This is a genomic window from Pseudomonas sp. D3-27, from assembly GCF_051132165.1.
Classification (GTDB): domain Bacteria; phylum Pseudomonadota; class Gammaproteobacteria; order Pseudomonadales; family Pseudomonadaceae; genus Aquipseudomonas.
Window position 1 is genome coordinate 4,513,986 of sequence record NZ_CP071667.1, and the last position, 21,677, is coordinate 4,535,662.

General features: G+C 61.7%; 16 protein-coding genes. 6 read left to right on the forward strand and 10 right to left on the reverse strand.

Annotated features, from left to right (window positions below; all coding sequences use genetic code 11):
- The first annotated feature begins 88 nt into the window (after positions 1–88).
- Positions 89–1,057 carry a LysR family transcriptional regulator gene (locus J3P92_RS20415; RefSeq protein ID WP_420765406.1) on the forward strand — a complete coding sequence of 323 codons (969 nt, stop codon included), beginning with the start codon at positions 89–91 and terminating at the stop codon, positions 1,055–1,057.
- 27 nt (positions 1,058–1,084) lie between these two features.
- On the opposite strand, the gene J3P92_RS20420 is transcribed toward J3P92_RS20415, so the two are convergent.
- Positions 1,085–1,339: a hypothetical protein gene (locus J3P92_RS20420; protein WP_420765407.1), complete on the reverse strand. Its 255-nt coding sequence runs from the start codon at positions 1,337–1,339 to the stop codon at positions 1,085–1,087.
- A 230-nt stretch (positions 1,340–1,569) separates the two neighbouring features.
- Here J3P92_RS20420 and J3P92_RS20425 point away from each other — a divergent pair, with 230 nt between their 5' ends.
- The 5 genes from J3P92_RS20425 (at position 1,570) to J3P92_RS20445 (ending at position 9,506) form a co-directional block, all read left to right on the forward strand.
- On the forward strand, positions 1,570–2,727 hold the full coding sequence (locus J3P92_RS20425) for an efflux RND transporter periplasmic adaptor subunit (protein WP_434648862.1): 1,158 nt from the start codon (positions 1,570–1,572) through the stop codon (positions 2,725–2,727).
- A complete protein-coding gene (locus J3P92_RS20430) occupies positions 2,724–5,837 on the forward strand; it encodes a multidrug efflux RND transporter permease subunit (protein ID WP_434648864.1) in 3,114 nt (1,037 codons plus the stop codon). The genes J3P92_RS20425 and J3P92_RS20430 overlap by 4 nt, the downstream gene beginning before the upstream one ends.
- Positions 5,838–5,846: 9 nt before the next feature.
- Positions 5,847–6,521: a heavy metal response regulator transcription factor gene (locus J3P92_RS20435; RefSeq protein WP_420765410.1), complete on the forward strand. Its 675-nt coding sequence runs from the start codon at positions 5,847–5,849 to the stop codon at positions 6,519–6,521.
- The gene (locus J3P92_RS20440) at positions 6,496–7,875 is read left to right on the forward strand and encodes a heavy metal sensor histidine kinase (protein ID WP_434648866.1); all 1,380 of its coding nucleotides are present in this window, start codon (positions 6,496–6,498) and stop codon (positions 7,873–7,875) included. The genes J3P92_RS20435 and J3P92_RS20440 overlap by 26 nt, the downstream gene beginning before the upstream one ends.
- A 146-nt stretch (positions 7,876–8,021) precedes the next feature.
- On the forward strand, positions 8,022–9,506 hold the full coding sequence (locus J3P92_RS20445; RefSeq protein ID WP_434651164.1) for a GGDEF domain-containing protein: 1,485 nt from the start codon (positions 8,022–8,024) through the stop codon (positions 9,504–9,506).
- Positions 9,507–9,508: 2 nt separating this feature from the next.
- Here J3P92_RS20445 and J3P92_RS20450 read toward each other — a convergent pair whose 3' ends face one another.
- The 9 genes from J3P92_RS20450 to J3P92_RS20490 form a co-directional block, all read right to left on the reverse strand.
- Positions 9,509–12,871 carry an ImcF-related family protein gene (locus J3P92_RS20450; RefSeq protein ID WP_434648868.1) on the reverse strand — a complete coding sequence of 1,121 codons (3,363 nt, stop codon included), beginning with the start codon at positions 12,869–12,871 and terminating at the stop codon, positions 9,509–9,511.
- Positions 12,858–13,847, reverse strand: a complete 990-nt coding sequence (locus tag J3P92_RS20455) for a hypothetical protein (RefSeq protein ID WP_434651166.1) — start codon at positions 13,845–13,847, stop codon at positions 12,858–12,860. Before J3P92_RS20455 ends, J3P92_RS20450 begins: the two co-directional genes overlap by 14 nt.
- A 140-nt stretch (positions 13,848–13,987) precedes the next feature.
- Entirely contained in the window at positions 13,988–14,251 is a 264-nt protein-coding gene (locus J3P92_RS20460) for a PAAR domain-containing protein (protein ID WP_434560515.1), read from the reverse strand.
- The gene (locus J3P92_RS20465; RefSeq protein WP_434648870.1) at positions 14,248–16,629 is read right to left on the reverse strand and encodes a T6SS phospholipase effector Tle1-like catalytic domain-containing protein; all 2,382 of its coding nucleotides are present in this window, start codon (positions 16,627–16,629) and stop codon (positions 14,248–14,250) included. The genes J3P92_RS20460 and J3P92_RS20465 overlap by 4 nt, the downstream gene beginning before the upstream one ends.
- Positions 16,620–17,123 carry a DUF3304 domain-containing protein gene (locus J3P92_RS20470; RefSeq protein WP_434651168.1) on the reverse strand — a complete coding sequence of 168 codons (504 nt, stop codon included), beginning with the start codon at positions 17,121–17,123 and terminating at the stop codon, positions 16,620–16,622. The genes J3P92_RS20465 and J3P92_RS20470 overlap by 10 nt, the downstream gene beginning before the upstream one ends.
- Before the next feature lie 38 nt (positions 17,124–17,161).
- A complete protein-coding gene (locus J3P92_RS20475) occupies positions 17,162–17,620 on the reverse strand; it encodes a DUF3304 domain-containing protein (RefSeq protein WP_434651170.1) in 459 nt (152 codons plus the stop codon).
- A gap of 86 nt (positions 17,621–17,706) precedes the next feature.
- Entirely contained in the window at positions 17,707–18,213 is a 507-nt protein-coding gene (locus tag J3P92_RS20480) for a DUF3304 domain-containing protein (RefSeq protein WP_434611657.1), read from the reverse strand.
- Positions 18,214–18,347: 134 nt separating this feature from the next.
- Positions 18,348–19,097 carry a DUF4123 domain-containing protein gene (locus J3P92_RS20485; protein WP_434648872.1) on the reverse strand — a complete coding sequence of 250 codons (750 nt, stop codon included), beginning with the start codon at positions 19,095–19,097 and terminating at the stop codon, positions 18,348–18,350.
- Between the two features lie 16 nt (positions 19,098–19,113).
- A complete protein-coding gene (locus tag J3P92_RS20490) occupies positions 19,114–21,504 on the reverse strand; it encodes a type VI secretion system Vgr family protein (protein WP_434648874.1) in 2,391 nt (796 codons plus the stop codon).
- Between the last annotated feature and the right edge of the window lie 173 nt (positions 21,505–21,677).

Genomic DNA, 21,677 nt, shown 5'->3' on the forward strand with positions numbered 1-21,677 from the left:
TGTTACCGTAAACGCGATAATCAATAAGTCGGGTCCCGTCACGCTGTAACTTCATGTCACAATTTGACACCTCCCAAGAGAGCCCTCCATGGACACCTTGCAAAACATGCGTGCGTTCAGCTGTGTTGCCGAAGCCGGCAGCTTCACCGCCGCCGCCGCGCAGCTCGACACCACCACGGCCAATGTCTCGCGTGCGGTTTCCAACCTGGAAGCCCATCTGCAAACCCGCCTGCTCAATCGCACCACCCGACGCATCGCCCTGACCGAGGCCGGCAAGCGCTACTTGCTGCGTTGCGAGCAGATCCTGGCGTACGTCGAAGAAGCGGAAGCGGAGGCCAGCGACGCCCATGCGCGTCCGGCCGGGCAATTGAAAGTGCACACCATGACCGGCATCGGCCAGCATTTCGTGATCGACGCCATCGCCCGGTATCGCAAGACCCATCCGGATGTCACCTTCGACCTGACCCTGGCCAACCGCGTGCCGGACATCCTCGACGAGGGTTACGACGTCTCGATCGTGCTCGCCAGCGAACTGCCCGATTCAGGCTTCGTCTCCCAGCGCCTGGGAATCACCTACAGCATCGTCTGCGCGTCGCCCGCCTACGTGAAGGCCAGCGGCTGCCCGCAGAAACCCGCCGACCTGCTCAACCATGCCTGCCTGCGCCTGGTCAGTCCGGTCATTCCGCTGGAGAAATGGGTGTTCGACGGCCCGGAAGGCCAGGAAATGGTCACCGTCAACAATTCACCGTTCCTGGTGAATTCCGCCGATGCCATGAAAACCGCCATCACCAGCGGCATGGGCGTGGGTGTACTGCCGGTGTACGCCGCCATCGAGGGTCTGCGCAACGGCACGCTGGTGCGGGTCATGCCCAACTACCGTTCCCAGGAACTGAACCTCTACGCCATCTACCCATCGCGCCAGTACCTGGATGCGAAGATCAAGACGTGGGTCGAGTACCTGAGGGGATCGTTGCCGGAGATTCTGGCGGCGCACCAGGCCGAATTGACGGCTTATGAATTGAGTGGAAGCCTGACGGGGCCACGGGTCGCGAACTGAATCCGCGACCGGCGCCGGGGGACAATATCAGCGTTTGCCCATCGAGCGACGCGTACCGGGAGGCGCGGCGCCGGGGGTCTTGGTATGGCCGTTCTTTGCGCCATTCTTGTACCAAGGCTGTTGCCCGGCCCCCTTGGCGGCCGCCAGTTCGCCGGGCTTGAAGGGAAACTTGAACGCCGGGATCGCCGGTTTTTCTTCAGCGCTGGAAACATCGCTGTCCGTCTGGGCAGACGGTTCGCCTTGCAAGCGTTCGTCCGCGGACGATGGTGTCGGGGAAGTCATGTAAGGCTCCGGGCGGGTATGCCGGGCTCGCTAGGTGAGCCGCGAAACGCAGCAGTATACCCGCCCGGAATCGCGGTGCCACGAAGCAGATTCCATGGCGGCGTTCCGTCCGACGGAAAACCGGGACGAAACTGACAGCCCTGACAGCTAGCCGTCACCTTCCTGACCGCCTCGCAACGCTATATAAGACAGATAGAAATCCCACCGTCCCGAACCGGCTCTTCGCATCCATGCACATTCAGAAAAAAACCGTCCTGCTCGTCGCGCTGTTGGTCGCCTTGGGCGCACTGGTCCTGTGGTTCTCGATGAAACCCGCCGCCACCAAACCTAGTGCTGCCAGCGCCGTACCGGTAAAGGTCGTGAGCGTGGTGGAAAAGGACGTGCCGCGCTTTGCCAGTGGGATCGGCACGGTGTTGTCGCTGCACAGCGTGGTGATCCGTCCGCAGGTCGACGGCATCCTTACCAAGCTGCTGGTCAAGGAAGGACAATTGGTCAAGAAAGGCGATCTGCTGGCAACCATCGACGACCGTTCCATCCGCGCCAGCCTCGACCAGGCCCGCGCCCAACTCGGTGAAAGCCAGGCACAACTGGCGGTGGCCCAGGTCAACCTCAAGCGCTACAAAGTGCTGAGTGTCGATGATGGCGTATCCAGGCAGACCTACGACCAGCAACAGGCGCTGGTCAACCAACTCAAGGCCACCGCCCAGGGTAACCAGGCGGCCATCGACTCGGCGCAGGTGCAACTGTCCTACACCCAAATCCGCTCGCCGGTGACTGGCCGTGTCGGCATTCGCAATGTGGATGAAGGCAATTTCCTGCGCACCAGCGACACCGAAGGGTTGTTCACCGTGACCCAGATCGACCCGATCGCCGTGGAGTTTTCCCTCCCGCAACAGATGCTCCCGACGCTGCAGCGACTGATCGCTGCCCCGGACCAGGCACTGGTCAAGGCCTACATCGGCGCCGACGGGGCCACCGGGCAATTGCTCGGCGAAGGACGACTCAGCCTCATCGACAACCAGGTCAATACCAGCACCGGAACCCTGCGGGCCAAGGCCGAATTCAATAACGCCGCACAACGGTTGTGGCCGGGGCAGTTGGTCACGCTGAAAATCCAGACCGCCGTCGACAAGGGTGCGCTGGTGGTGCCGCCGACCGTCGTCCAGCGTGGGCTGGAGCAACCTTTCGTCTACCGGGTCAACGGCGACAAGGTGGAGAGCGTGCCGGTTGAAATGGTTTACCAGGACAGCGACATGCACATCATCAACGGCGTGAACGCGGGTGACCAACTGGTGAGCGACGGCCAGTCACGGCTCAAGCCAGGCGCCAGCGTCCAGGTGATCGGGGACCCGCCCTCCGTGGCGAAGACCGGGCAGGCGCAACCATGAAGGGGCGTGGTTCGGTATCGGCGTGGTGCATCGACCATCCCATCGCCACGGTGCTGTTGACGTTCGCCCTGGTGCTGCTGGGGCTCATCGCCTTTCCTCGCTTGCCTGTCGCGCCCTTGCCCGAAGCGGAATTCCCGACCATCCAGGTCAATGCGCAACTGCCCGGTGCCAGCCCCGAGACCATGGCTTCGTCGGTGGCGACCCCGCTGGAGGTGCAATTCAGCGCCATCCCCGGCATTACCCAAATGACCTCCAGCAGCGCGTTGGGCTCGACCAACCTGACCCTGCAATTCAGTCTCGACAAGAGCATCGACACCGCCGCCCAGGAAGTCCAGGCCGCCATCAACACCGCCGCTGGCAAGCTGCCCAACGACATGCCGAACCTGCCGACCTGGCGCAAGGTCAACCCGGCGGACAGCCCGGTGCTGATTTACAGCATCAGCTCCAACCTGATGCCCGGCACCGAACTGAGTGACTACGTCGAGACCCTGCTCGCCCGCCAGATCAGCCAGATCGATGGCGTCGGGCAAATCTACATCACCGGCCAGCAGCGCCCGGCGATCCGGGTCCAGGCCTCGGCCGACCGACTCGCGGCCATCGGCCTGACCTTGGCCGACGTTCGCCTATCCCTCCAGCAGGCCAGCCTCAACCTGGCCAAGGGTGCGCTGTACGGCGAGTCGAGCATCTCTACGCTGTCCACGAACGATCAGTTGTTCAAGCCCGAGGAATACGGTGAGCTGATCGTGGCCTACCGGGACGGGGCGCCGGTTCATCTCAACGACATCGCCAAAGTCGTCAACGGTTCGGAAAATGCCTACGTCCAGGCCTGGTCCGAGGATCAGCCCGGGGTCAACCTGGTCATCTTCCGCCAACCGGGGGCGAACATCGTCGAGACCGTCGACCGCATCCAGGCGGCGCTACCCACCCTGGAGGCCATGCTCCCCGCCGCAGTGCAGGTCAAGGTCATGATCGATCGCACCCAGACCATCCGCGCCTCGTTGCATGAAGTGGAAATCACCCTGCTGATCGCGGTGCTGCTGGTGGTGGCGGTGATGGCGCTGTTCCTGCGCCAGCTCTCGGCGACCCTGATCGTCTCGGCGGTGCTCGGGGTGTCGTTGATCGCCAGTTTCGCCCTGATGTACGTGATGGGCTTCAGCCTGAACAACCTGACCCTGGTGGCGATTGTCATCTCGGTGGGATTCGTGGTGGACGATGCCATCGTGGTGGTGGAGAACATCCACCGGCACCTGGAAGCCGGCGAGGGCATGCGCGAGGCGGCCATCAAGGGCGCCGGGGAAATCGGCTTCACCGTGGTGTCCATCAGCTTCTCGCTGGTGGCGGCATTCATTCCGCTCTTGTTCATGGGCGGCGTGGTCGGGCGCCTGTTCAAAGAGTTTGCCTTGACGGCTACCTCGACCATCCTGATTTCGGTGGTGGTGTCCTTGACCCTGGCGCCGACCCTGGCCGCCTTGTTCATGCGCGCGCCAAAGCACCCCGCTCACGCCCAACCGGGCTTCGGCGAACGCCTGCTGGGCTGGTATGAACGAGGCCTGCGCCGGGCCCTGGCTCACCAGAAGCTGATGATCGGTGTGTTCGGCCTGACCCTGGCGCTGGCGGTGGTGGGCTACGTGTTCATCCCCAAGGGCTTCTTTCCGGTACAGGACACGGGCCTGGTGCTCGGCACCAGCGAAGCCGCCGCCGACATCTCATTCCCGGACATGGTGGCCAAGCACAAGGCCCTGGCCGAGATCGTTGCCGCCGACCCGGCGGTGCAGACCTTCTCTCACTCCGTCGGTGTCTCGGGCAACAACCAGACCATCGCCAACGGCCGTTTCTGGATCGCCCTGAAGCCTCGGGGCCAGCGCGATGTATCAGCCAGCGGCTTCATCGATCGGATCCGACCCAAGTTGCTGAAGATTCCCGGCGTGGTGCTGTACCTGCGGGCCGGGCAGGACATCAACCTCAGCTCCGGCCCCAGTCGCGCCCAGTATCAGTACGTGCTCAAGAGCAACGACGGGCCGACCCTCAACGCCTGGACGCAGAAACTCACCGACAAGCTACGCAGCATTCCGGCGTTCCGCGACATTTCCAATGACCTGCAGCTGGGCGGCAGCATCACCCACATCAACATCGACCGCAGTGCAGCGGCGCGCTTCGGCCTCACCGCCACGGATGTCGACCAGGCGCTGTATGACGCGTTCGGCCAGCGGCAGATCAACGAGTTCCAGACCGAGACCAACCAGTACAACGTGATTCTCGAACTCGACACACAACAGCGTGGCAAGGCCGAAAGCCTGGCGTATTTCTACCTGCGCTCGCCCCTGACCGGGGAGATGGTGCCGCTCTCCGCCCTCGCCCGCTTCGACGCTCCCACCAACGGCCCGTTGTCGATTGCCCACGATGGCATGTTCCCGGCCGCCAACCTGTCGTTCAACCTGGCACCAGGCGTGGCATTGGGTGATGCGGTGCGGCTGCTCGACCAGGCCAAGAACGAAATCGGCATGCCTGCGGCCATCACCGGCAATTTCCAGGGTGCGGCCCAAGCCTTCCAGAGTTCGCTGAAAAGCCAGCCATGGCTGATCCTCGCCGCCCTGGTGGCCGTCTATATCATCCTCGGCGTGCTCTACGAGAGTTTCGTGCATCCGTTGACCATTATCTCCACGCTGCCCTCGGCCGGCCTTGGCGCGCTGATCATGCTTTGGCTGCTGGGTCAGGATTTCTCGATCATGGCGTTGATTGGGCTGGTGCTGCTGATCGGGATCGTCAAGAAGAACGGGATCCTGATGATCGACTTCGCCATCGACGCCCAGCGAAACGGCGGGATGACGCCCCAGGATGCGATCTTCCAGGCCTGTATCACACGGTTCCGCCCCATCATCATGACCACCCTCGCCGCGCTGCTCGGTGCGCTGCCGCTGATGCTCGGCTATGGCGCCGGCGCAGAGCTGCGCCAGCCGTTGGGCATTGCCGTGGTCGGTGGCTTGCTGGTGAGCCAGGCGCTGACGTTGTTCACCACACCGGTCATATACTTGTGGCTTGAACGACTGTTACATCGACCCGCCCCTCGAAACGGCCCTGCGCCGACGGCGGCGCTGGCGAATACAGACTGAGGCCGGGCCATGCGCGTTCTGATCATCGAAGACGAAGAAAAAACCGCCGACTACCTGCACCGCGGCCTGACCGAACAAGGCTACATCGTGGACGTGGCGCGCGATGGCGTCGAAGGGCTGCACCTGGCCCTGGAAAGCGATTACGCAGTGATCGTGCTCGACGTCATGCTGCCAGGCCTGGACGGTTTTGGCGTGCTGCGTGCGCTGCGCGCCCGCAAGCAGACACCGGTCATCATGCTCACCGCCCGCGAACGGGTCGAGGACCGTATCAAGGGCCTGCGCGACGGGGCCGACGATTACTTGGGCAAACCGTTTTCCTTCCTCGAACTGGTGGCGCGCCTGCAAGCGCTGACCCGCCGCAGCAGCGCCCACGAGCCGGTGCAGGTGAGCATCGCCGATTTGTGGATCGACCTGATCAGCCGCAAGGCTACCCGGGCCGGGCAGCGCCTGGACCTCACCGCCAAGGAGTTTTCGCTGCTCAGCGTCCTCGCCCGTCGCCAGGGCGAAATCCTTTCGAAGACCGCCATTGCCGAGATGGTCTGGGACATCAACTTCGACAGCGACGCCAACGTCGTGGAAGTTGCGATCAAGCGCCTGCGGGCCAAGCTGGACGGTCCTTTCGAGCACAAGCTTCTGCACACCATCCGTGGGATGGGGTATGTGCTGGAGAATCGAGGTGAGTAACAGCATCGCGCTGCGCCTGAGCGGGCTCTTCACGCTGGTGGCGGCGCTGGTGTTCCTGTTGATTGGCGGTGCCCTGTACCAGCAGGTCGACAAAGGCCTGGGCCTGCTGCCGGAAGCGGAGCTCGACGCCCGCTACAGCGTGCTTGAATCCACCGTGGGTCGTTATGGCACACCCGAGCATTGGGTGAAGATCAACAACAAGCTGCGGTTACTGGGGGAGGAAGACAAGCGCATCCATTTCTGGATCGTCAGCGGCGACCCGCGCTTTGAATATGGCAACCCCGATCCTCGGATTCGCGCCGTCGCCCAGGGCCCCTTGGGCAAGCATGACCTGATGTTGCCCGACCGGCACTATCCAATGAAAGTCCTGGTGAGTCAGTTCCCCGCCAAGGACCAGCGCCCTCCCCTGCGATTCATGATCGGCATCGATACCGAGACGTTCTACCAGACCCAACACCACCTGCTGGTGGCCCTGGTGAGCCTGGCCTGTATCGGTGTGCTGCTGGCCTCGTTGCTGGGTTATTGGGTGGCGCGCATCGGGCTCAAGCCGCTCATCAAGTTATCGGACGAAGCCCAACGCCTGGCGCCACCGCGCCTTTGCGGGCGGCTGCGATTGTCTCCATTGCCACCGGAGCTCGGCCAGTTCGTCAGCTCGTTCAACGCCACTCTCGACCGGGTCGAGCAGGCTTACTCCCGGCTGGAATCATTCAACGCCGACGTTGCCCATGAACTGCGTTCGCCGTTGACCAACCTGATCGGCCAGACGCAAGTGGCGCTGACCCGGGGGCGCTCGGCGGAGCATTACTTCGAAGTGCTGCAATCGAACCTCGAAGAGCTGGAACGCTTGCGCTCCATCATCAACGACATGCTGTTCCTGGCCAGTGCTGACCAGGGCAGCAAGGCCACCAAGCTGATCACGACCTCCCTGGCCGACGAAGTGGCAACCACCCTCGACTACCTGGACTTCATCCTGGAAGACGCCCAGGTCGAGGTTCACGTCAGTGGCGACGCCCAGGCCACCATCGAAATCGCCCACCTGCGAAGGGCCTTGATCAACCTGCTCAGCAACGCCGTCCAGCACACCGCGCCCGGCCAGGTGATCGCCGTGCGCATCGAAGCCATCGGCGATCAGATCACCCTCGCCGTCACCAACCCCGGCGCGCCCATCGATGGAGAGCACTTGCCGCGCCTGTTCGAGCGCTTCTATCGCGTCGACGCCTCCCGCAGCAACAGCGGCGCCAACCATGGTTTGGGCCTGGCCATCGTCAAGGCCATTGCGCTGATGCATGGCGGCGACGTTTTCGTACACAGCGAGCGGGGCGCAAACACCTTCGGGATCCGTTTGCCGGCTTGAAATAAGCCACGATGTGGATTGCTCAATTCCGGTGTCACAAGCACAATCTTGCAAAAGGCCAGCATTGTTTGATGCCAGTCATCCGCAGCTGTGGATGAGCAGCCTATGGGAAGGATCCCAGCCATATGACAATGCAGATCGGAATCATGAGCGCGAGCACTGCAACACCCGCCAATATCCCACTTCCAATACGTTCGGAACGGGTACTCGTCTTGGCCAGCTCGCTGGCTGTGATTGCCATCCTGAGTATCGTGACGTTCCTGCTGATCCGTGAACACGCCAGCGCCCAGCAGGCCGCGATCCGTGCGGCGAGCAACATCGTGCAACTGATCGACGCCGACGTGCTGCGCAATGTCGAACTCTATGACTTGTCATTGCAAGGTCTTGTCGCTGCCGCAAAGCGCGACGACCTGAATGAAGTATCACCCACGATTCGTCATCTCGCCCTCTTCGACCGCGCCACCGCCGCGCCTTATAAAGGCGACATATTGCTGCTCGACAAGCGTGGTGATGTGATCGCCGATTCCGCCTCGATCCAGCCACGCAAAGGTAATTACGCCGACCGGGAGTATTTCCAGTCTCATCTCCAGGATCCACGCCCGGGCATGATGATCAGCCGGCCCTTCCGCGCCCGTAGCGAACCCCACGACTGGCGCATCAGCTTCAGTTATCGCTTGAACGACGAACGTGGCGAGTTCATGGGCGTGGCCGAAGCCGCGATGCGCTTGAATTACTTCAACCAACTGTTCAAGAGCCTGAACATCGGTCACGGCGGGACGGTCAACCTGGTCAGCCGCGACGGTATCCTGCTGGCACAAGAACCGCAGTTGGCCGAAGACGTCATCGGCAAGGATTTCAGCAAACGGCCAAACTTCGTACGCATCCTGCGCGAAGGCGACGGCAGCTTCACAGGCCTATCCAGCGTTGACCAGACCCAGCGTCTGTATACCTTTTCCCAGGTGGGTGACTTGCCGCTGATCGTGGTGGTCGCGCTCTCTTCCCAAGAAGTCTTCGCCTCGTGGCAACGCACGGCGCTTCTGGTCAGTGGCGCCACTGGCGCGCTGTGCATCAGCCTGCTCTGGCTCACCTGGCTGCTGCGCCGGGAATTGAAACGCCGCCGCAACGCCGAATGGGAGTTGGCCCAGTTGGCGTCTGTCGATCCGCTGACCGGCCTGGCCAATCGTCGAACCCTGGACCACATGCTCCAACTGGAATGGCTGCGCGCCCAACGCTCCGGCCAGCCGTTGTCAGTCCTGATGATCGACGCGGATCACTTCAAGACATTCAACGATCGCCTCGGCCATCAACGCGGTGACGAGGCGTTGCGAAGCCTGGCTCAGTTGATTGGCGAGCATGTCCGTCGCCCCGCCGACCTGGCGGCGCGTTACGGTGGCGAGGAATTCTCGGTGGTACTGCCGGAAACCACGACGGCCGGGGCATTCACGACGGCGCAGAACATTCGCGAGGCCGTGGAACAGATGCCTGGCGAGATGCCCATGACTGTCAGTATCGGCATCGCCACCTGGGTCCTGGGGCCTTACAGCGAGTTGGAAGAATTGCTGTTCGCCGCCGACAAGGCGCTTTACCAGGCCAAGGCCAGCGGACGCAATCGGGTCGTCTGCGCGATGTAGATCTATCCTTCCGCTGGCCCGCCCTCAGCCAAAAATATCCGCCCCGGCAACGTAAACCCTCGCAACTTCAGAAGCGCCATCGGTCCGGCATCCAGTTCGGTGCGCAGGTGCCACGTCAGGCCCAGGCCATCGGGCGCCTTGAGCACCATGCGGTAGCGGCTGTCGCCATCGTCCAGCGCGGTGAACGTGGCCTGTTCCAGCAAGCGGATCAGCCCCCAGGCGCCGGCGTAGTCGGCGAACAACCGTTCGCCGGTGTGGACGCTGGTCCACGTCAGGCTGACGCCGGGGTAGTCGCTGCGTCCCGGCCAGCCGAAGCGCTGCCACCGCTCCTTCTGGTTGAAGTAGTGGTGTTTCTCTCCGTTGAGGATGAAGGTGGTTTGCACCACATCGCGCACGCCTTTGCCGCTCAGTTCAAAACTCAAGCCCAGGCCGCCGTCGGTGTAGAGCACGTCGGCCAGATCGCTCAGTTGATTGACCGCCTCCAGGAATTGGGGATTGACGCGCAAACCGCGACCGTGGCGGGGATCGGCCACCCAGCGGTTGCCTTCCTTGCGCAACACGCCGCTCAACTGGCTGTGGAGAAAACGTTCGATGCGCCCCGTGTCGGCGCGGATCATTTGCCCCAGCATCGGCAACGAAGCGTCGCTGGCCGTCGCGGCGAAGGGATAACGCCCGGTAAAGGCCGCGTTCCAATGCTCGACGATCGAACGCCGCCATTGGCTGTTGAGGCCCGCCGCCGACGGTTGCAGCACTCGCTGCCAGGCCTGTTCCAGCGGTTGCACGAACAGCGTTTCGCCCACGCCGGCCCATTGCGCACCGAGGCTGGCGGCCATCAGACGGCCATAGGACTGGGTATCGGTGAGGTCGATGCCCCGGCCCTGGAACACCGTCTGCGCCAGGGCCTGGGTCATTTCCATGGGGTCGCTGGCCGTGTTGATCTGTTGCAGTTTCAGGCGCACGCGGGTCACTTGGGTGAGGTAGGCCTGGAGGCTCAAATGGTCAGCGCCACCCTTGCCCAGCAAGGCCAACAACGGGCCGAACGTCGGAACCAGCGGGCCGCTCGGCAGGTCGGCCAGCGGGTCTATGGGCGGGGCCTTGTCCGGGCCGATGAGCTTGTGCGCGGACCTCATCAGCGAGTCCCCCAGGGCCGGGACGCGGTTGCCCGCTTGCCCTTGATAGGCCAGGGTATTGATCAACGCGAGCAACGGCGATTGGCGCACGTCGCTCATCAGCGTCAACTGGTCGATGACCTGTTCCAGGCTTTTGGGTTGATTGCCCCGCAGGCTGTTGAGAAACACCAGCCAGGCGCCCGCGTAGTCCTTGAAATAGCGTTCGGTCAGGCGCGCCTTGAGCTCGCCGGGCGTCAAGCGCACATCGATGTCACCGGGGCGATCACTGAGCACCCAATCGATTTCTTCGCGGCGCGCCTGGGTGATGTCATCGATGGCCTGGCGCACCTGGCCCTCCCAGGCCTGGCGCGTGAACACTCCCGGCACGCTGGCCTTGCTGGAAAACAACCCGGCGGCTTCGGTGTCGCCCACCATCTGTTGCAGGCCCAGGGCTGGATAGTGCGGGGTGGCGTCGTCCAGCACCCGTTGATACAGGCTGGCCTCGGCGTTGCGTTGGCCCAATTGGTCGAGCAGCACCTGGCGCACCTGCGCCACCAACCGCGGGTCGGCCTCGATGCGCCAATCCGGGTGCGCGGCCAGTTGCTCGGCGTAGAACTGCCACAGGTTCGGTGCGAGGGTCTGCCAGAGCCCTGGCGAAATTCCGTCACGCGTGGGTTCGGCGTGGCCCAGGGTCTTGACCAACAGGGGCGCCTCGGCTTTGTCCGGGCGCGCCATCATCAGGTAAGCCTTGAGCTGATCGTAGGCCATACGCGTACGCTCAACGCGCTCTGCGCTGCCCGGCGCCAGCTTGACCAGCGCCTCCAGTTGCCCGCGCAACCTCGCCGCCGCCGGGTCGCGCACCAGGCGGTTATTGGCCTCGACATACCGGGGCCACAACAGTTCGAGCAAGGTTTCATTGCGGTTGAAGCCAAAGCGCTGGTACCACGGCGCACCGGACACGACACGGTGATCCAGGCGAGCCAGCACGTGGACGAGCGCTTCGAGCGCCAACAGTTGCTCCTCTTGGGTGGATGACTGTTGCAACGCCGTCGACAAGGCCTGCGCCTCGACGATCTGCGCCCGATTGCTCACAAAGGACAGCGCCATCCCCGCGCCCCACACCAGCGCCAGGCCCATGAACAGCCCATAGACGACTCGCGGCGCGCCCCACCCCAACCGCGCGCCGACGGCCTTGTCGCGCTGCACGCCGTGCCACGCCGGGTCCGGCCACCAGAAGTGCTCGCCGTCAGCGCTTTGCGTCACGCGCAGTGGCAGGCTGAACCACAACCCTCGCAGCATCACCCCCGGGTTGAACCCACTCAACGACGGCGCCAGCGCCTGCCGCCAACGGGCAATGCCCTCGGCCTGCAAATCCCGGGACAGGCGCAGCAGGAAATCGTGGTGCATCCGCTTCTTGATCTTCATCTGGGCAAAGCCCTGGCAACGCAACGGCTCGACCAGATCCTCCAGGCACGCCTCCAACAGAGACGGCGTCACCTTGGCCGGCAACAGACAACCCACCGGCTGGCTCTCGCGCCCGTCCTGGGACCAGCCGCTCTCGCACACCTGCCACAAGTGCAACGGCAACCGTCGGCCTAGCCGCCGAGCCAGCCCCTGCAACTGCCGCATGCCCTTGGCCAGCGCCACCGCATCGGTGCTTTGCGGTTTGTCCAGCGCCCAGACCACCCCGTCCAGCGCCCGCCAACGGCGTAGGGTGAGCCATGGGTTCAACAGCGGGGTTTGCAATTCTTCCTGGACGCTGCCGCCCCATAGCAGCACGGTGCGTTCGCCTTCGAGCCATTTCTTTTTCGCCAGCTCCGGGGCGATGGCGGCGATCTGGGTGGGCTCGCCGACGATGAGCAGCAGACGGACCTTGTGGCGCCAGAGGGGGCCGTATTGGAAGTGGAGGTTTTCGCGTAGCCTGGCCAGCTTCTCTTCGTCGTCTTTCAAATCCGGCTGTGGATTCAATCGGGACGCAGCGACGCTGCCAATGCCTCCCGGCGTGGTCCGCTGCGCCTGGCGTACCGTCAAACGATCCCAGGCCAATAAAATCATCGGGCAGAACCAAAAGAGCGCAACCCATGTCCCCAGCCCCCACAACATCAATTGCTGGAACCTGACTGGCGGCAATTCCAGGTGATGGCCCGCCAAGCGATACAGGAGGCAACCGAGCAGCACCATGAATGTCATGACCAGCAGGTAGCCTGACCCCAACCCTATCAATGAGCCCTTGGGCTCGCCGTTATCCCTTGCCATGAGGTTTTGCCACTCCAATTGCCAATCGTTTGTCCGCATCCTGGCTCAGCCAGCCACAGGGCTGTCCGGCCTCCTTTGCATGCAACAACGCCAACGACATGCCGATAAACGGCGCCAGATGCGCCAATTCACCCCAGTGCGCTTCCAATTGATGCTCGATCGCCGACCAGCCGCCGGCCATGAAGGCTTGCTGGCTGGCCTGGTCCATGGCCAGACAGGTCGGAGGGGCTTGCAGCCCGGCATAACGCTGCATCTGTGCGCTGAGCTCAGCGGGGGGGTCGTCAGTCTCGCCCGACAGGTATTCACCACGATGCAACAGCTGCCGCCCTTGACGACTCACCACCCACAAAAAACCACCTTCGCCAGGTGGCGTTGCCGCTTCGGCGCCCTGCACCGAAACCACCCCGGCGCACAGCAGCCAGTCCTCGGCGTGACGGCATTCTTGATTGAATATGTCGATCAGTTCGTCCAGGTCCGCCAGGTCTTGCAACGGCAAGCACACCTTTGGCAGCTCGGTGCCGTGGCTGCCCAGCACCTTCTCGAAGGCAGCCAGTTCGATTTCGTCGCCCGCCCAGACAATCGCCCGCAACCTCGGCCACCGCTCCAATATTCCGGTTTGCTCAAAAACCAACCGAGCCAGGTGTTGCGCCAGCGCCGGAGCACGCTCGGCGGACTGGCTGAGTATCACCGGGCAATTCAATGACGGCACCGCAGCCTTGGATCGCGCCATGGGCGTCGGCAGCGGCGTGTCGTTCATCAGGCCCCGATAGTGGATTTGATCATCACCGGCCGGCCCCAACACCAGCACCTCTTCCACCGGCAACCCCAGGCTTCGCCAGCGCCACCAGCGCTGTGTGTCGTCGTCCTGGGTGCGGCGAAATACGTCGCGCCTGAACAAGCCGATCTGCCATGGCAACATCCGCAACGACAACGCCAGCGCCCAGCTCAAGGGCAACACAGCGCTCCACAACCACAATGCCAGGCGTGGCTGATCTTCGGGCCAGAACGGCACCAGGATTGCCAGCTGGACAACCCACAGTAGCGGCAACGCCAGCCACCAGCGGCCCCAGCGCGGTTCCCTTGGCTGGGCGAACGGCGGGTAACGCGGCGGGCGATTCATGGCTTCACCGATATAAACGACAGCGCCAAGGAGCTGACCAACGTACAACCGCAATCGCAGCGGTACCCGTCCAAGGCCAACAACTGCCCGTTGAAGCTGAACCCTCCCGCGCCTTGGGCGATGCGATTCTCGCCGTGCTTTTCGCAGCGGACCTTGTCCCCCATGCAGGACAGCGGCCGGCCGATCGCCAGGAAACGACCTTCGAGCACTTTGCCGCCGAAGGGGTGTAGAGAGTCGCCTATGCGGATCACGGGCATCATGGCGCCACCTCCCCATCAAACTCCACCAGCACGCCGGCGAGCCGCAGCATCTCGTCGGTCCTATCGAGGCGCTGCAGATAGTCGTCCTGGGCGATCTGTTTCTTCTGCTCGATAACCACTTCGCCGATATGGCGCGTCGGCTGCAAGATCTTTTCCGCCCCCGGCAGAAACGGCACTACCGCCCCGCTGACCTGGTCGATCACCTGATAACCAATGGTCGCCGCGCCCATACCGGCCGCCACGCCACCCACCCCGCCCAGCGTGCCGCTGCGCTTGATGCCATACACCGTGGCGCCCGCCAGCACCGCCACCCCCAGCATCCGCCCGGCCACCACCACCGGAGACAGGTCACGACTGTTCTCATTGCCGAAATAGGTCATGCGATAAAAGAAGTAGCCGGCCCATAGCTCACGGGATGCCAACTTGTCGTGCATGAACCAGGCCCGTGAATCGTGGATGTGGTCATCGAACAACGCCACCAGCAGCGCCAGGCCAGGGTCCCGGCTGGGCCTGCCGAACCTGTCATCGAACAGTTGCTCGTAACGCAGCTCGCCCGCCGCCTTGATGCTGGCGTGGTCGCGCACCTCATCGTTCTCGTTGAGCAGATAGATCGTGTCGCGCATGACCACGTCCAGGACCGTACCGTACTTGCTGGTTTGTTTGCGTTCGATATCCAGATAGTCGTGCTTGAACTCAGTGGCGGCCTGGCTCAGTTGGGTCTGGTCGATCTGCGGTTCGTAGATCGGCGGGCCGGGATGATTCATCGCCGCCACGGGTTCTTTCTGGCGGTTCTTCAGCACGGTCCGTTTCTTGTCTTCATACTCGCTACGCTGTTGGTCCGTATCGTAGGCCGTGGCTTCCTGGGCCTCGATGAAGAAAGGTTGATGCTTGTAGCTGTCGTCGTATCGATAGTGATCTTCAACCTGCTCGCGGTCATTGGCATAGCGGCCGATGCGCCAGCCGGTGATCCAGCCCAGTTGCTCGGCCAGGGTGTCTTCGACGGTGGTCGTGAGCAACAAGGGGTGATAGCCGTCAGTGGAAATGCTGCCCTGGTCCTCGGGCGGGGTCGTTTGCAGGGTCTGGTGGTGCCAGGCGTTGAAGCGTTCGATGACTTGAGGGCTTATATCGAATTCCTCTGCCACATCCAGCCCCAGCGCTCGCCAATGTTTCTGACTCCTCAGGCTGTCCGGCAGCACTGTTCCCGGTACCTGCAATGGCGCCCCGGCGGCGAAGGCCGCGGCATACAAATCGTGCAGGACGATCTGCGACACCAACTCATCCGTACCACCACGCGCCTTGCCCTGGTCGTTTTTCGGGTACCCACCGCCCACATCGGAGTGCACGCCGGGGTACACCACTTCATAGGTATTGGATGGGTAATTGCCATCCTCGTTACGAACCGAGTCCAGTGGGAAACAGGCACGTTGTTCGAAGGCCGCCACAAAGTGCCGGCAGCATTTGACGAAATCGGGAAATGTCTTCGCTTCCGGCAGGAGCTGGGTGTCATCGGCCCAGTCCATGTGCCCGGCAAAAAACGGCGTGACATGGGCGATACCCACCGACGCCACGGTATCCAGCAGGCCGAGGAACTCGATGCTCACCGGCAGGCCCAGTAAACTCTGTTCCGGTTTCTCGGCCTCATCCGGCGTGTCGAACAGCTGGCTCAGCCAGCTCACGAAAGTGCGCGCTTGCGCCGCGCCGCGGGAAAAACCATAGACGAAGAGCTTGACGCCCAGGACTTCAGGCCTGGCTTGACGGACATGGGTTTTCAGGGGTTCCAGCAGGCCCTGCATGACTTGGCGCCGCCGACCAGCGCCGAAGATGCTCATCATCGGGGCTTTGAAAGTGCTCATGGACTTGACCTTGGCCTTGGCGACGCTACGGTCGATCTCCTTCTTATTATCCAGCGCGAAAGACAATGCACTTGCGACTTGCACCAGGGCCCAGTTGATTCTGTCTTCGCCACCCGTGGCGTATCTCAGTCCATCCTCGCTGTAATCCAGTTCGCCAATCTCCGGAAAAGGGGTGCCTACGCCGGGCATGTAATAGGAGAAATAGCCACGTTCTTTCGCCGGAGTGCCTCTGAGTGACGCATGAAACAGCTTGGCAATATTACTGGGATGTCCTTCCTTGGTATCGTTGTCCTCGTTGTTGTTGGTCCCGTCAAAAAACAAGCTGATGTGCAAACTGTAGCAGCAGGCGGAGTGCCGCTTTTGCCCTCGGGCATTGCTCGTCCGACGAAAAGCATTTTTCTCTGCAGTCTGCTTATTGTAATTCTCGACCACGTTTCGCATCTCTACGGGTAGCCGCCCACCGACTGGAAAGATGGGGGGCGCCCAGGCCTTGGCTTGTGAATTATTATTTTTTTCTAGGGACATATAGCAGGCTCCTTCATTTGCTTTGGCTCTTTGATTGGGTTGTTCGGTGAACCGTACCCCCAGCAGGAAGTAGTGACCTTGATTTGATTACAAACTAGAAAATGAACCTTTAAGCCGCAGGAGTCCGTTCCCGACCATTCAGGGATCTCTACCGCAGCGCTATGCCGCTGATAATTAACTTTATGTTTCACCATAAAAGCTCGGAACTCATCGGTTCCTAAAGACGGCGCATTCGCAAAAGGATCCGGATCCACTTCCCACTCGATATAAGCCTTCAACCCTGGACGCCATTTGGTCGGCATAACGATGCAGCACGAGCTACCCCCACCGCCGTGAGCTCTATAACCATTAACTGAAAACCAATTAATTGCGCCCAAGGTGTGGTTGACGGCAGCCAAGTTCCCTCCCGCCATCTCGTTATCCGCAGAAGAACACCCCAGCAGCATCAACCCCAGCAAGGCATAGAGCCCCTGCAACGCCCACCTCTTGGGCATCGACAACGGCAGCACTTTGTAAGCCCTCGAATTAGTTTTTATTTCGGGCATACGGCAGGCTCCTTCATCCCAAGCGGTTCTTTAATAGGATTTTGGGGTGAACCGTACCCCCAGGAGGAAGTAGTGACCTTGATTTGATTGCAAACAAGAAAATGGACCTTCAAGCCGCAGGAGTCCGTTCCTGACCACTCCGGGATTTCTACCGTAGCGCTATGCCGCCGGTAGTTAGCCGAATGCTTGGCATATGCTTCGCGAAACTCAATTGAGGTGACCGAAGGTAATTTTGCGTGTCGATTAGGATCCACCTCCCATTCAATATAAGCCTTCAACCCTGGACGCCATTTGGTCGGCATAATGATGCAACATGAACTGCCTCCTCCCCCGTCCGCCCTATATCCGTTAACCGACAACCAATTGATCGCATTCAACGTATGGTTAACGGCTTCTATATTCCCTCCCGCCATCTCGTTGGCCGGTGAAGAACACCCATGTAGCATCAATCCCAGCGAGGCATAGAGCCCCTGCGACGCCCACCTTCTGAGCACCGACAACGGCAGCACTTTGTAAGCCCTCGAATTAGTTTTTATTTCGGGCATACGGCAGGCTCCTTCATTTCAAGCGGTTCTTTAATCGGATTTTTGGGTGAGCCGTAGCCCCAACAGGAAGTAGTGACCTTAATTTGATTGCAAACTAAAAAATGGACCTTTAAGCCACAGGATTCCGTTCCCGGCCATTCCGGAATTTCTACCGTTGCGCTATGCCGTTGATAATTAATCTTGTGCTTTACCATAAAAACTCGAAATTCATCGGTTCCTAAAGGCGGTGCATCCGCAAAAGGATCAGGATCCACCTCCCATTCAATATAAGCCTTCAACCCGGGACGCCATTTGGTCGGCATAATGATGCAACACGAACTGCCTCCTCCCCCGTCCGCCCTATATCCGTTAACCGACAACCAATTGATCGCATTCAGCGTATGGTTAACGGCTTCTATATTCCCTCCCGCCATCTCATTATCCGCAGAAGAGCACCCATGCAACATCAACCCCAGCAAGGCACAAGAACCTCGCACTATCGATTTGCGGAACATCAACTGCCTCATGGAAAATTCCTTTTTATCAACTTCCTAAATCACGCAAAAAACCGCTTCGTCCGGAATCTTTTTTTTGCATGCGATCCGTTATGCAGCAATAGCCACCGCGACCATTGCCGGTCCCCCTGGAACTAAAAAGCGCAGTTGCGCACATACTCGCTGAGATCGTTGAAGTAATTCTCTTTGCCTGCCTTTACGACCAGCCGATATAACAACGCGAAACGCTGCTCCTGACTTTCCTCAAGCTGATCAAATTGGCCGCTATCAAAAAGCTGCTGCGCATCGGAGATGCATCCGATCAGGTCGCATTGCTCATCACTCAGTTCGACGGTGGGCGGTATGTCGATGCGCCCCCGTGTCTGGCTGGCGCCCCGTCGCCATTGCGGCTGGCCGTCCCGATCCAGCCAGCTCCAGTAACTGACAGGGAGCAGGAACTGGAGGCGCTGTTGGTCGCTCAAGATGGAGGAGATCAACAGAGGGAAGATTCGCGGGTCGTAGTACCGCAACAAGCCTGGCTGCCCACCCCAGTTCATTTGGGACAAGGTTTGCAGGGCCAGGCTGAGCGCGTCGAAGGGCAACGGGGAGATCGCGACCAACAGCCGGGCATCGGCTGCAGAGTGAGTCATGAGTTCTTCCAGCCAGGCTCGATGTTGCCAATGCGCCAGATCCAGCCGCATCAACAGCGGCGCTTGCTCCAGCAGGTTTTCCTCCGGCGTACCGGTAAACAACGAATGCCATGCTATCTCTGGCGTTATTTGTTTCAGGGCCGGGATAGCGCAGCTGTCCCAGTCGGACTGGTCCAGCAAAAGGTCCACTCGCTGTATGTCCGCAGTCACGCAGACGTGTTCTATCTGCTGTTGCCATTCGCTTGGCGCTGCCATGTATGTATTCCTTATTTCAGCTTTCACGCGGAAGAATTCCCACGGCGTTTTCGCGGGCCATCTCCAGGCATTCCTTGCACACCGATTGCGGCAAATCCGCCAGTGCAAAAGATTGCCCGGCAGGCAGTTCCCAGACGTGCTGCCCCTTGAGGTTCAGCTTGCCGGGGCTATGGATATCGATTGCGCCGGTCGGGGTAATCCGAATGAACCCACCCCCACACGCCAGGGTGAGGCCATTCTTCGCCGTCACCTGCACATGCCCCTGCACCGACTGCACGGTGATGTCCTGCTGGGCTTTCATGCCCAGCCCATCGCCGTGGGATTCGATGTCCAGGGGACCTTTGCCGGAGACCAGGCGCAGGCCTTCCTGTTGGGCCAGCAGCGAGATGCCCTGGTTGGCGTGGGCCGACAGCCGCTTGGCGGCGGCGAGGTTGATTTCGTTGTGGCTTTGCAGGTACAGCGCGTCGCCGCTCTTGAGCAGCAGGCTGGCCGGGGTGACGGCGCCGATGCCCTGGGGGGCGCTGAGCAGGATGGCGGCGGCCGAAAGGTCTTTTGCGTCGGCCTGGAGTTGTTCCAAGCCGCGCAGGTCGGGTTTGCGGCTGTGGTGGGCCTGGGCGATGTCCTGCCATTCGGCCATCTGCTGTCTGGCACCTTCGACCTGGGCGGTGGCCGGGTCCATGGTGAGGACGTCGCCCTTGGCCTGGGTTTGCTCATCAGCACTGATAAACACCCCCTTGCCCGCACGAAGGGCGCCATGTCCATCGGTGCGCAACTCAAACCCTTCCCCCCGCTTCGTCTGCTCGGCATCCACCAGATGCCCCAGGTTCAACTGGCTCTTGCCGCTGTGCTCGGTGCTGAGCTTGATGTGCTCCTGCCCGCGGGTGTCGTCCATGCGTAGTTTGTTGTTGGTCGGAGTGCGCAGCACGTTGCGGCGCTCGTTGCGGGCGGTGACGGGGTCCGGGTGCCGGTCGTCGTGCAGGGCGTGGGCGATGTAGGGGCGGTCGGGGTCGCCGTGCTCGAAAGCCACCGCCACTTCGGTGCCGGCCTGCAGCGGGAAATGCAGGCCGTGGGTGTCGCCGCCGTAGGGTCGGGCCAGGCGCAGCCAGGCGCTTTCGCGGCCGGCTTGCCAGGTGTCGCGGTCGAACAGGAAGCGCACCTTGTAGCGGCCCTCGAAGTCGAGGTCAGCGTACGGCGGGTTGACTTCCGGGTGACTGACGCGGGCGGGAATGGTGCCGCTGATGCGCGGCTTGGGCGGCAGCGGTGGGCGAAAGCACACGGTTTCCGAGTAAGGAATCGCTTGGAAGGTGGCGATGAAGCTGCGGTCCCGGGCCGCTTCGGTGCGCAGGCTGACGATCACCGCGCCGAACTCGAAGGCCTGGGGCGCGCCGCCGGTGATTTCGAGCATCTGGGCCGGGGCCAGGGTGGCGCTGCTGGTGGTGCCGCTGAGGCGGGTCTGGTCGTTGAGGTAGAGTTCATGGCGCAGGCGCGCGTAGAAAAAACCACTTTCGCTTTGCAGGTCCTCGTCCAGGGCGTAGCGCTCGCCCAGCACCGTGTAGGGTTCGCCGTAGTGATAGGCCTCGCCATAGGTGCCCTTGGCGCGGCGGGTATGGTCGACCTCGCCGTCGAGGAATGCGTAGGCCTCGCGATGGTGGTAGGCGCGAAAGTTGATGTTTTTTTCCACCACCTGGTGGGCGGTTTGCAGGTGCCAGACCGCGTCCTGCTCGTTGGCGCACAAGCCGGACGGCGGGCGACACGGCAACTTGACGCCGCGCTGGTAGTGCCGCTGGTCGTCGTGAAACTCCACCACGTCGATGCTCAGGCGGTCATCGCTGACGACGCGGTACCAGATGCCGACATCGGCCAACAGGCGCTCGATGAAGGCCAGATCGCTTTCGTCGTATTGCAGGACCTGTTCACGCCGGGGGTAGTCGCGCACCACATTGAAATAGAAATGCTGGCCCCGGAAATCGTGGCGCGTGCGCAGGATGTGTTCGACGATCTGCGGCACCGACTGGTGCTGGTAGATCCGAAACTGCTTGCCCCGCGCCAGCAGCGCGAAACGCGGTTGCAACGTGATTTCGTAGCGGGCTTCGTCGTTGGAGCCGGACAGGCGCTTGAACGCCGTGATCGCGCCATTGAACGTGCGCAGCGGCTTGATCTCCGGCGGCGCGAAGCCCTTGGGCGTCGGCGGTGGCGGCAGCGGGTAAAGACTGAAGTAGGCATCCCGGTTGAGCAGGTCGGTGACCACCAGGTCGCGCTCGGTGCAGGTGAATTCGATGCGGTAGTGGTAGGGCCGGCTCAGGTGCTCCTCGCCGGTGAAGGCCAGGACGTCGAGATGGGCTGTGAGGTCGCAGACGCTCAGGGTGTGGCGGCTGTGGTCGAAGAAGGTGGGCCGTTGATCAAGCATGTTGCCGATACCCCCAGGCGTTTGCAGCCGCTTGTTCCAAGAGGGAACGTGACGGGGCAAAAACCGTGTCGGCGTTGCTTTGATTGAAATCGAGTTGGTGCTGTTCAGATCGGTCTGCTGGCATGACTTCCCTTGGTGCCCGCGTCTTACGCGGGATTGGTTTTCAAGGGCAT

Excerpts from the sequence above, each read along its gene's own strand:
- J3P92_RS20485 (WP_434648872.1), bottom strand. The coding sequence starts at position 19,097 with ATGGCAGCGCCAAGCGAATGGCAACAGCAGATAGAACACGTCTGCGTG.
- J3P92_RS20435 (WP_420765410.1), top strand. The coding sequence starts at position 5,847 with ATGCGCGTTCTGATCATCGAAGACGAAGAAAAAACCGCCGACTACCTG.
- J3P92_RS20430 (WP_434648864.1), top strand. The coding sequence starts at position 2,724 with ATGAAGGGGCGTGGTTCGGTATCGGCGTGGTGCATCGACCATCCCATC.
- J3P92_RS20465 (WP_434648870.1), bottom strand. The coding sequence starts at position 16,629 with ATGTCCCTAGAAAAAAATAATAATTCACAAGCCAAGGCCTGGGCGCCC.
- J3P92_RS20425 (WP_434648862.1), top strand. The coding sequence starts at position 1,570 with ATGCACATTCAGAAAAAAACCGTCCTGCTCGTCGCGCTGTTGGTCGCC.
- J3P92_RS20450 (WP_434648868.1), bottom strand. The coding sequence starts at position 12,871 with ATGGCAAGGGATAACGGCGAGCCCAAGGGCTCATTGATAGGGTTGGGG.
- J3P92_RS20420 (WP_420765407.1), bottom strand. The coding sequence starts at position 1,339 with ATGACTTCCCCGACACCATCGTCCGCGGACGAACGCTTGCAAGGCGAA.
- J3P92_RS20490 (WP_434648874.1), bottom strand. The coding sequence starts at position 21,504 with ATGCTTGATCAACGGCCCACCTTCTTCGACCACAGCCGCCACACCCTG.
- J3P92_RS20440 (WP_434648866.1), top strand. The coding sequence starts at position 6,496 with ATGTGCTGGAGAATCGAGGTGAGTAACAGCATCGCGCTGCGCCTGAGC.
- J3P92_RS20415 (WP_420765406.1), top strand. The coding sequence starts at position 89 with ATGGACACCTTGCAAAACATGCGTGCGTTCAGCTGTGTTGCCGAAGCC.
- J3P92_RS20480 (WP_434611657.1), bottom strand. The coding sequence starts at position 18,213 with ATGTTCCGCAAATCGATAGTGCGAGGTTCTTGTGCCTTGCTGGGGTTG.
- J3P92_RS20475 (WP_434651170.1), bottom strand. The coding sequence starts at position 17,620 with ATGCTACATGGGTGTTCTTCACCGGCCAACGAGATGGCGGGAGGGAAT.
- J3P92_RS20460 (WP_434560515.1), bottom strand. The coding sequence starts at position 14,251 with ATGATGCCCGTGATCCGCATAGGCGACTCTCTACACCCCTTCGGCGGC.
- J3P92_RS20470 (WP_434651168.1), bottom strand. The coding sequence starts at position 17,123 with ATGCCCAAGAGGTGGGCGTTGCAGGGGCTCTATGCCTTGCTGGGGTTG.
- J3P92_RS20445 (WP_434651164.1), top strand. The coding sequence starts at position 8,022 with ATGAGCGCGAGCACTGCAACACCCGCCAATATCCCACTTCCAATACGT.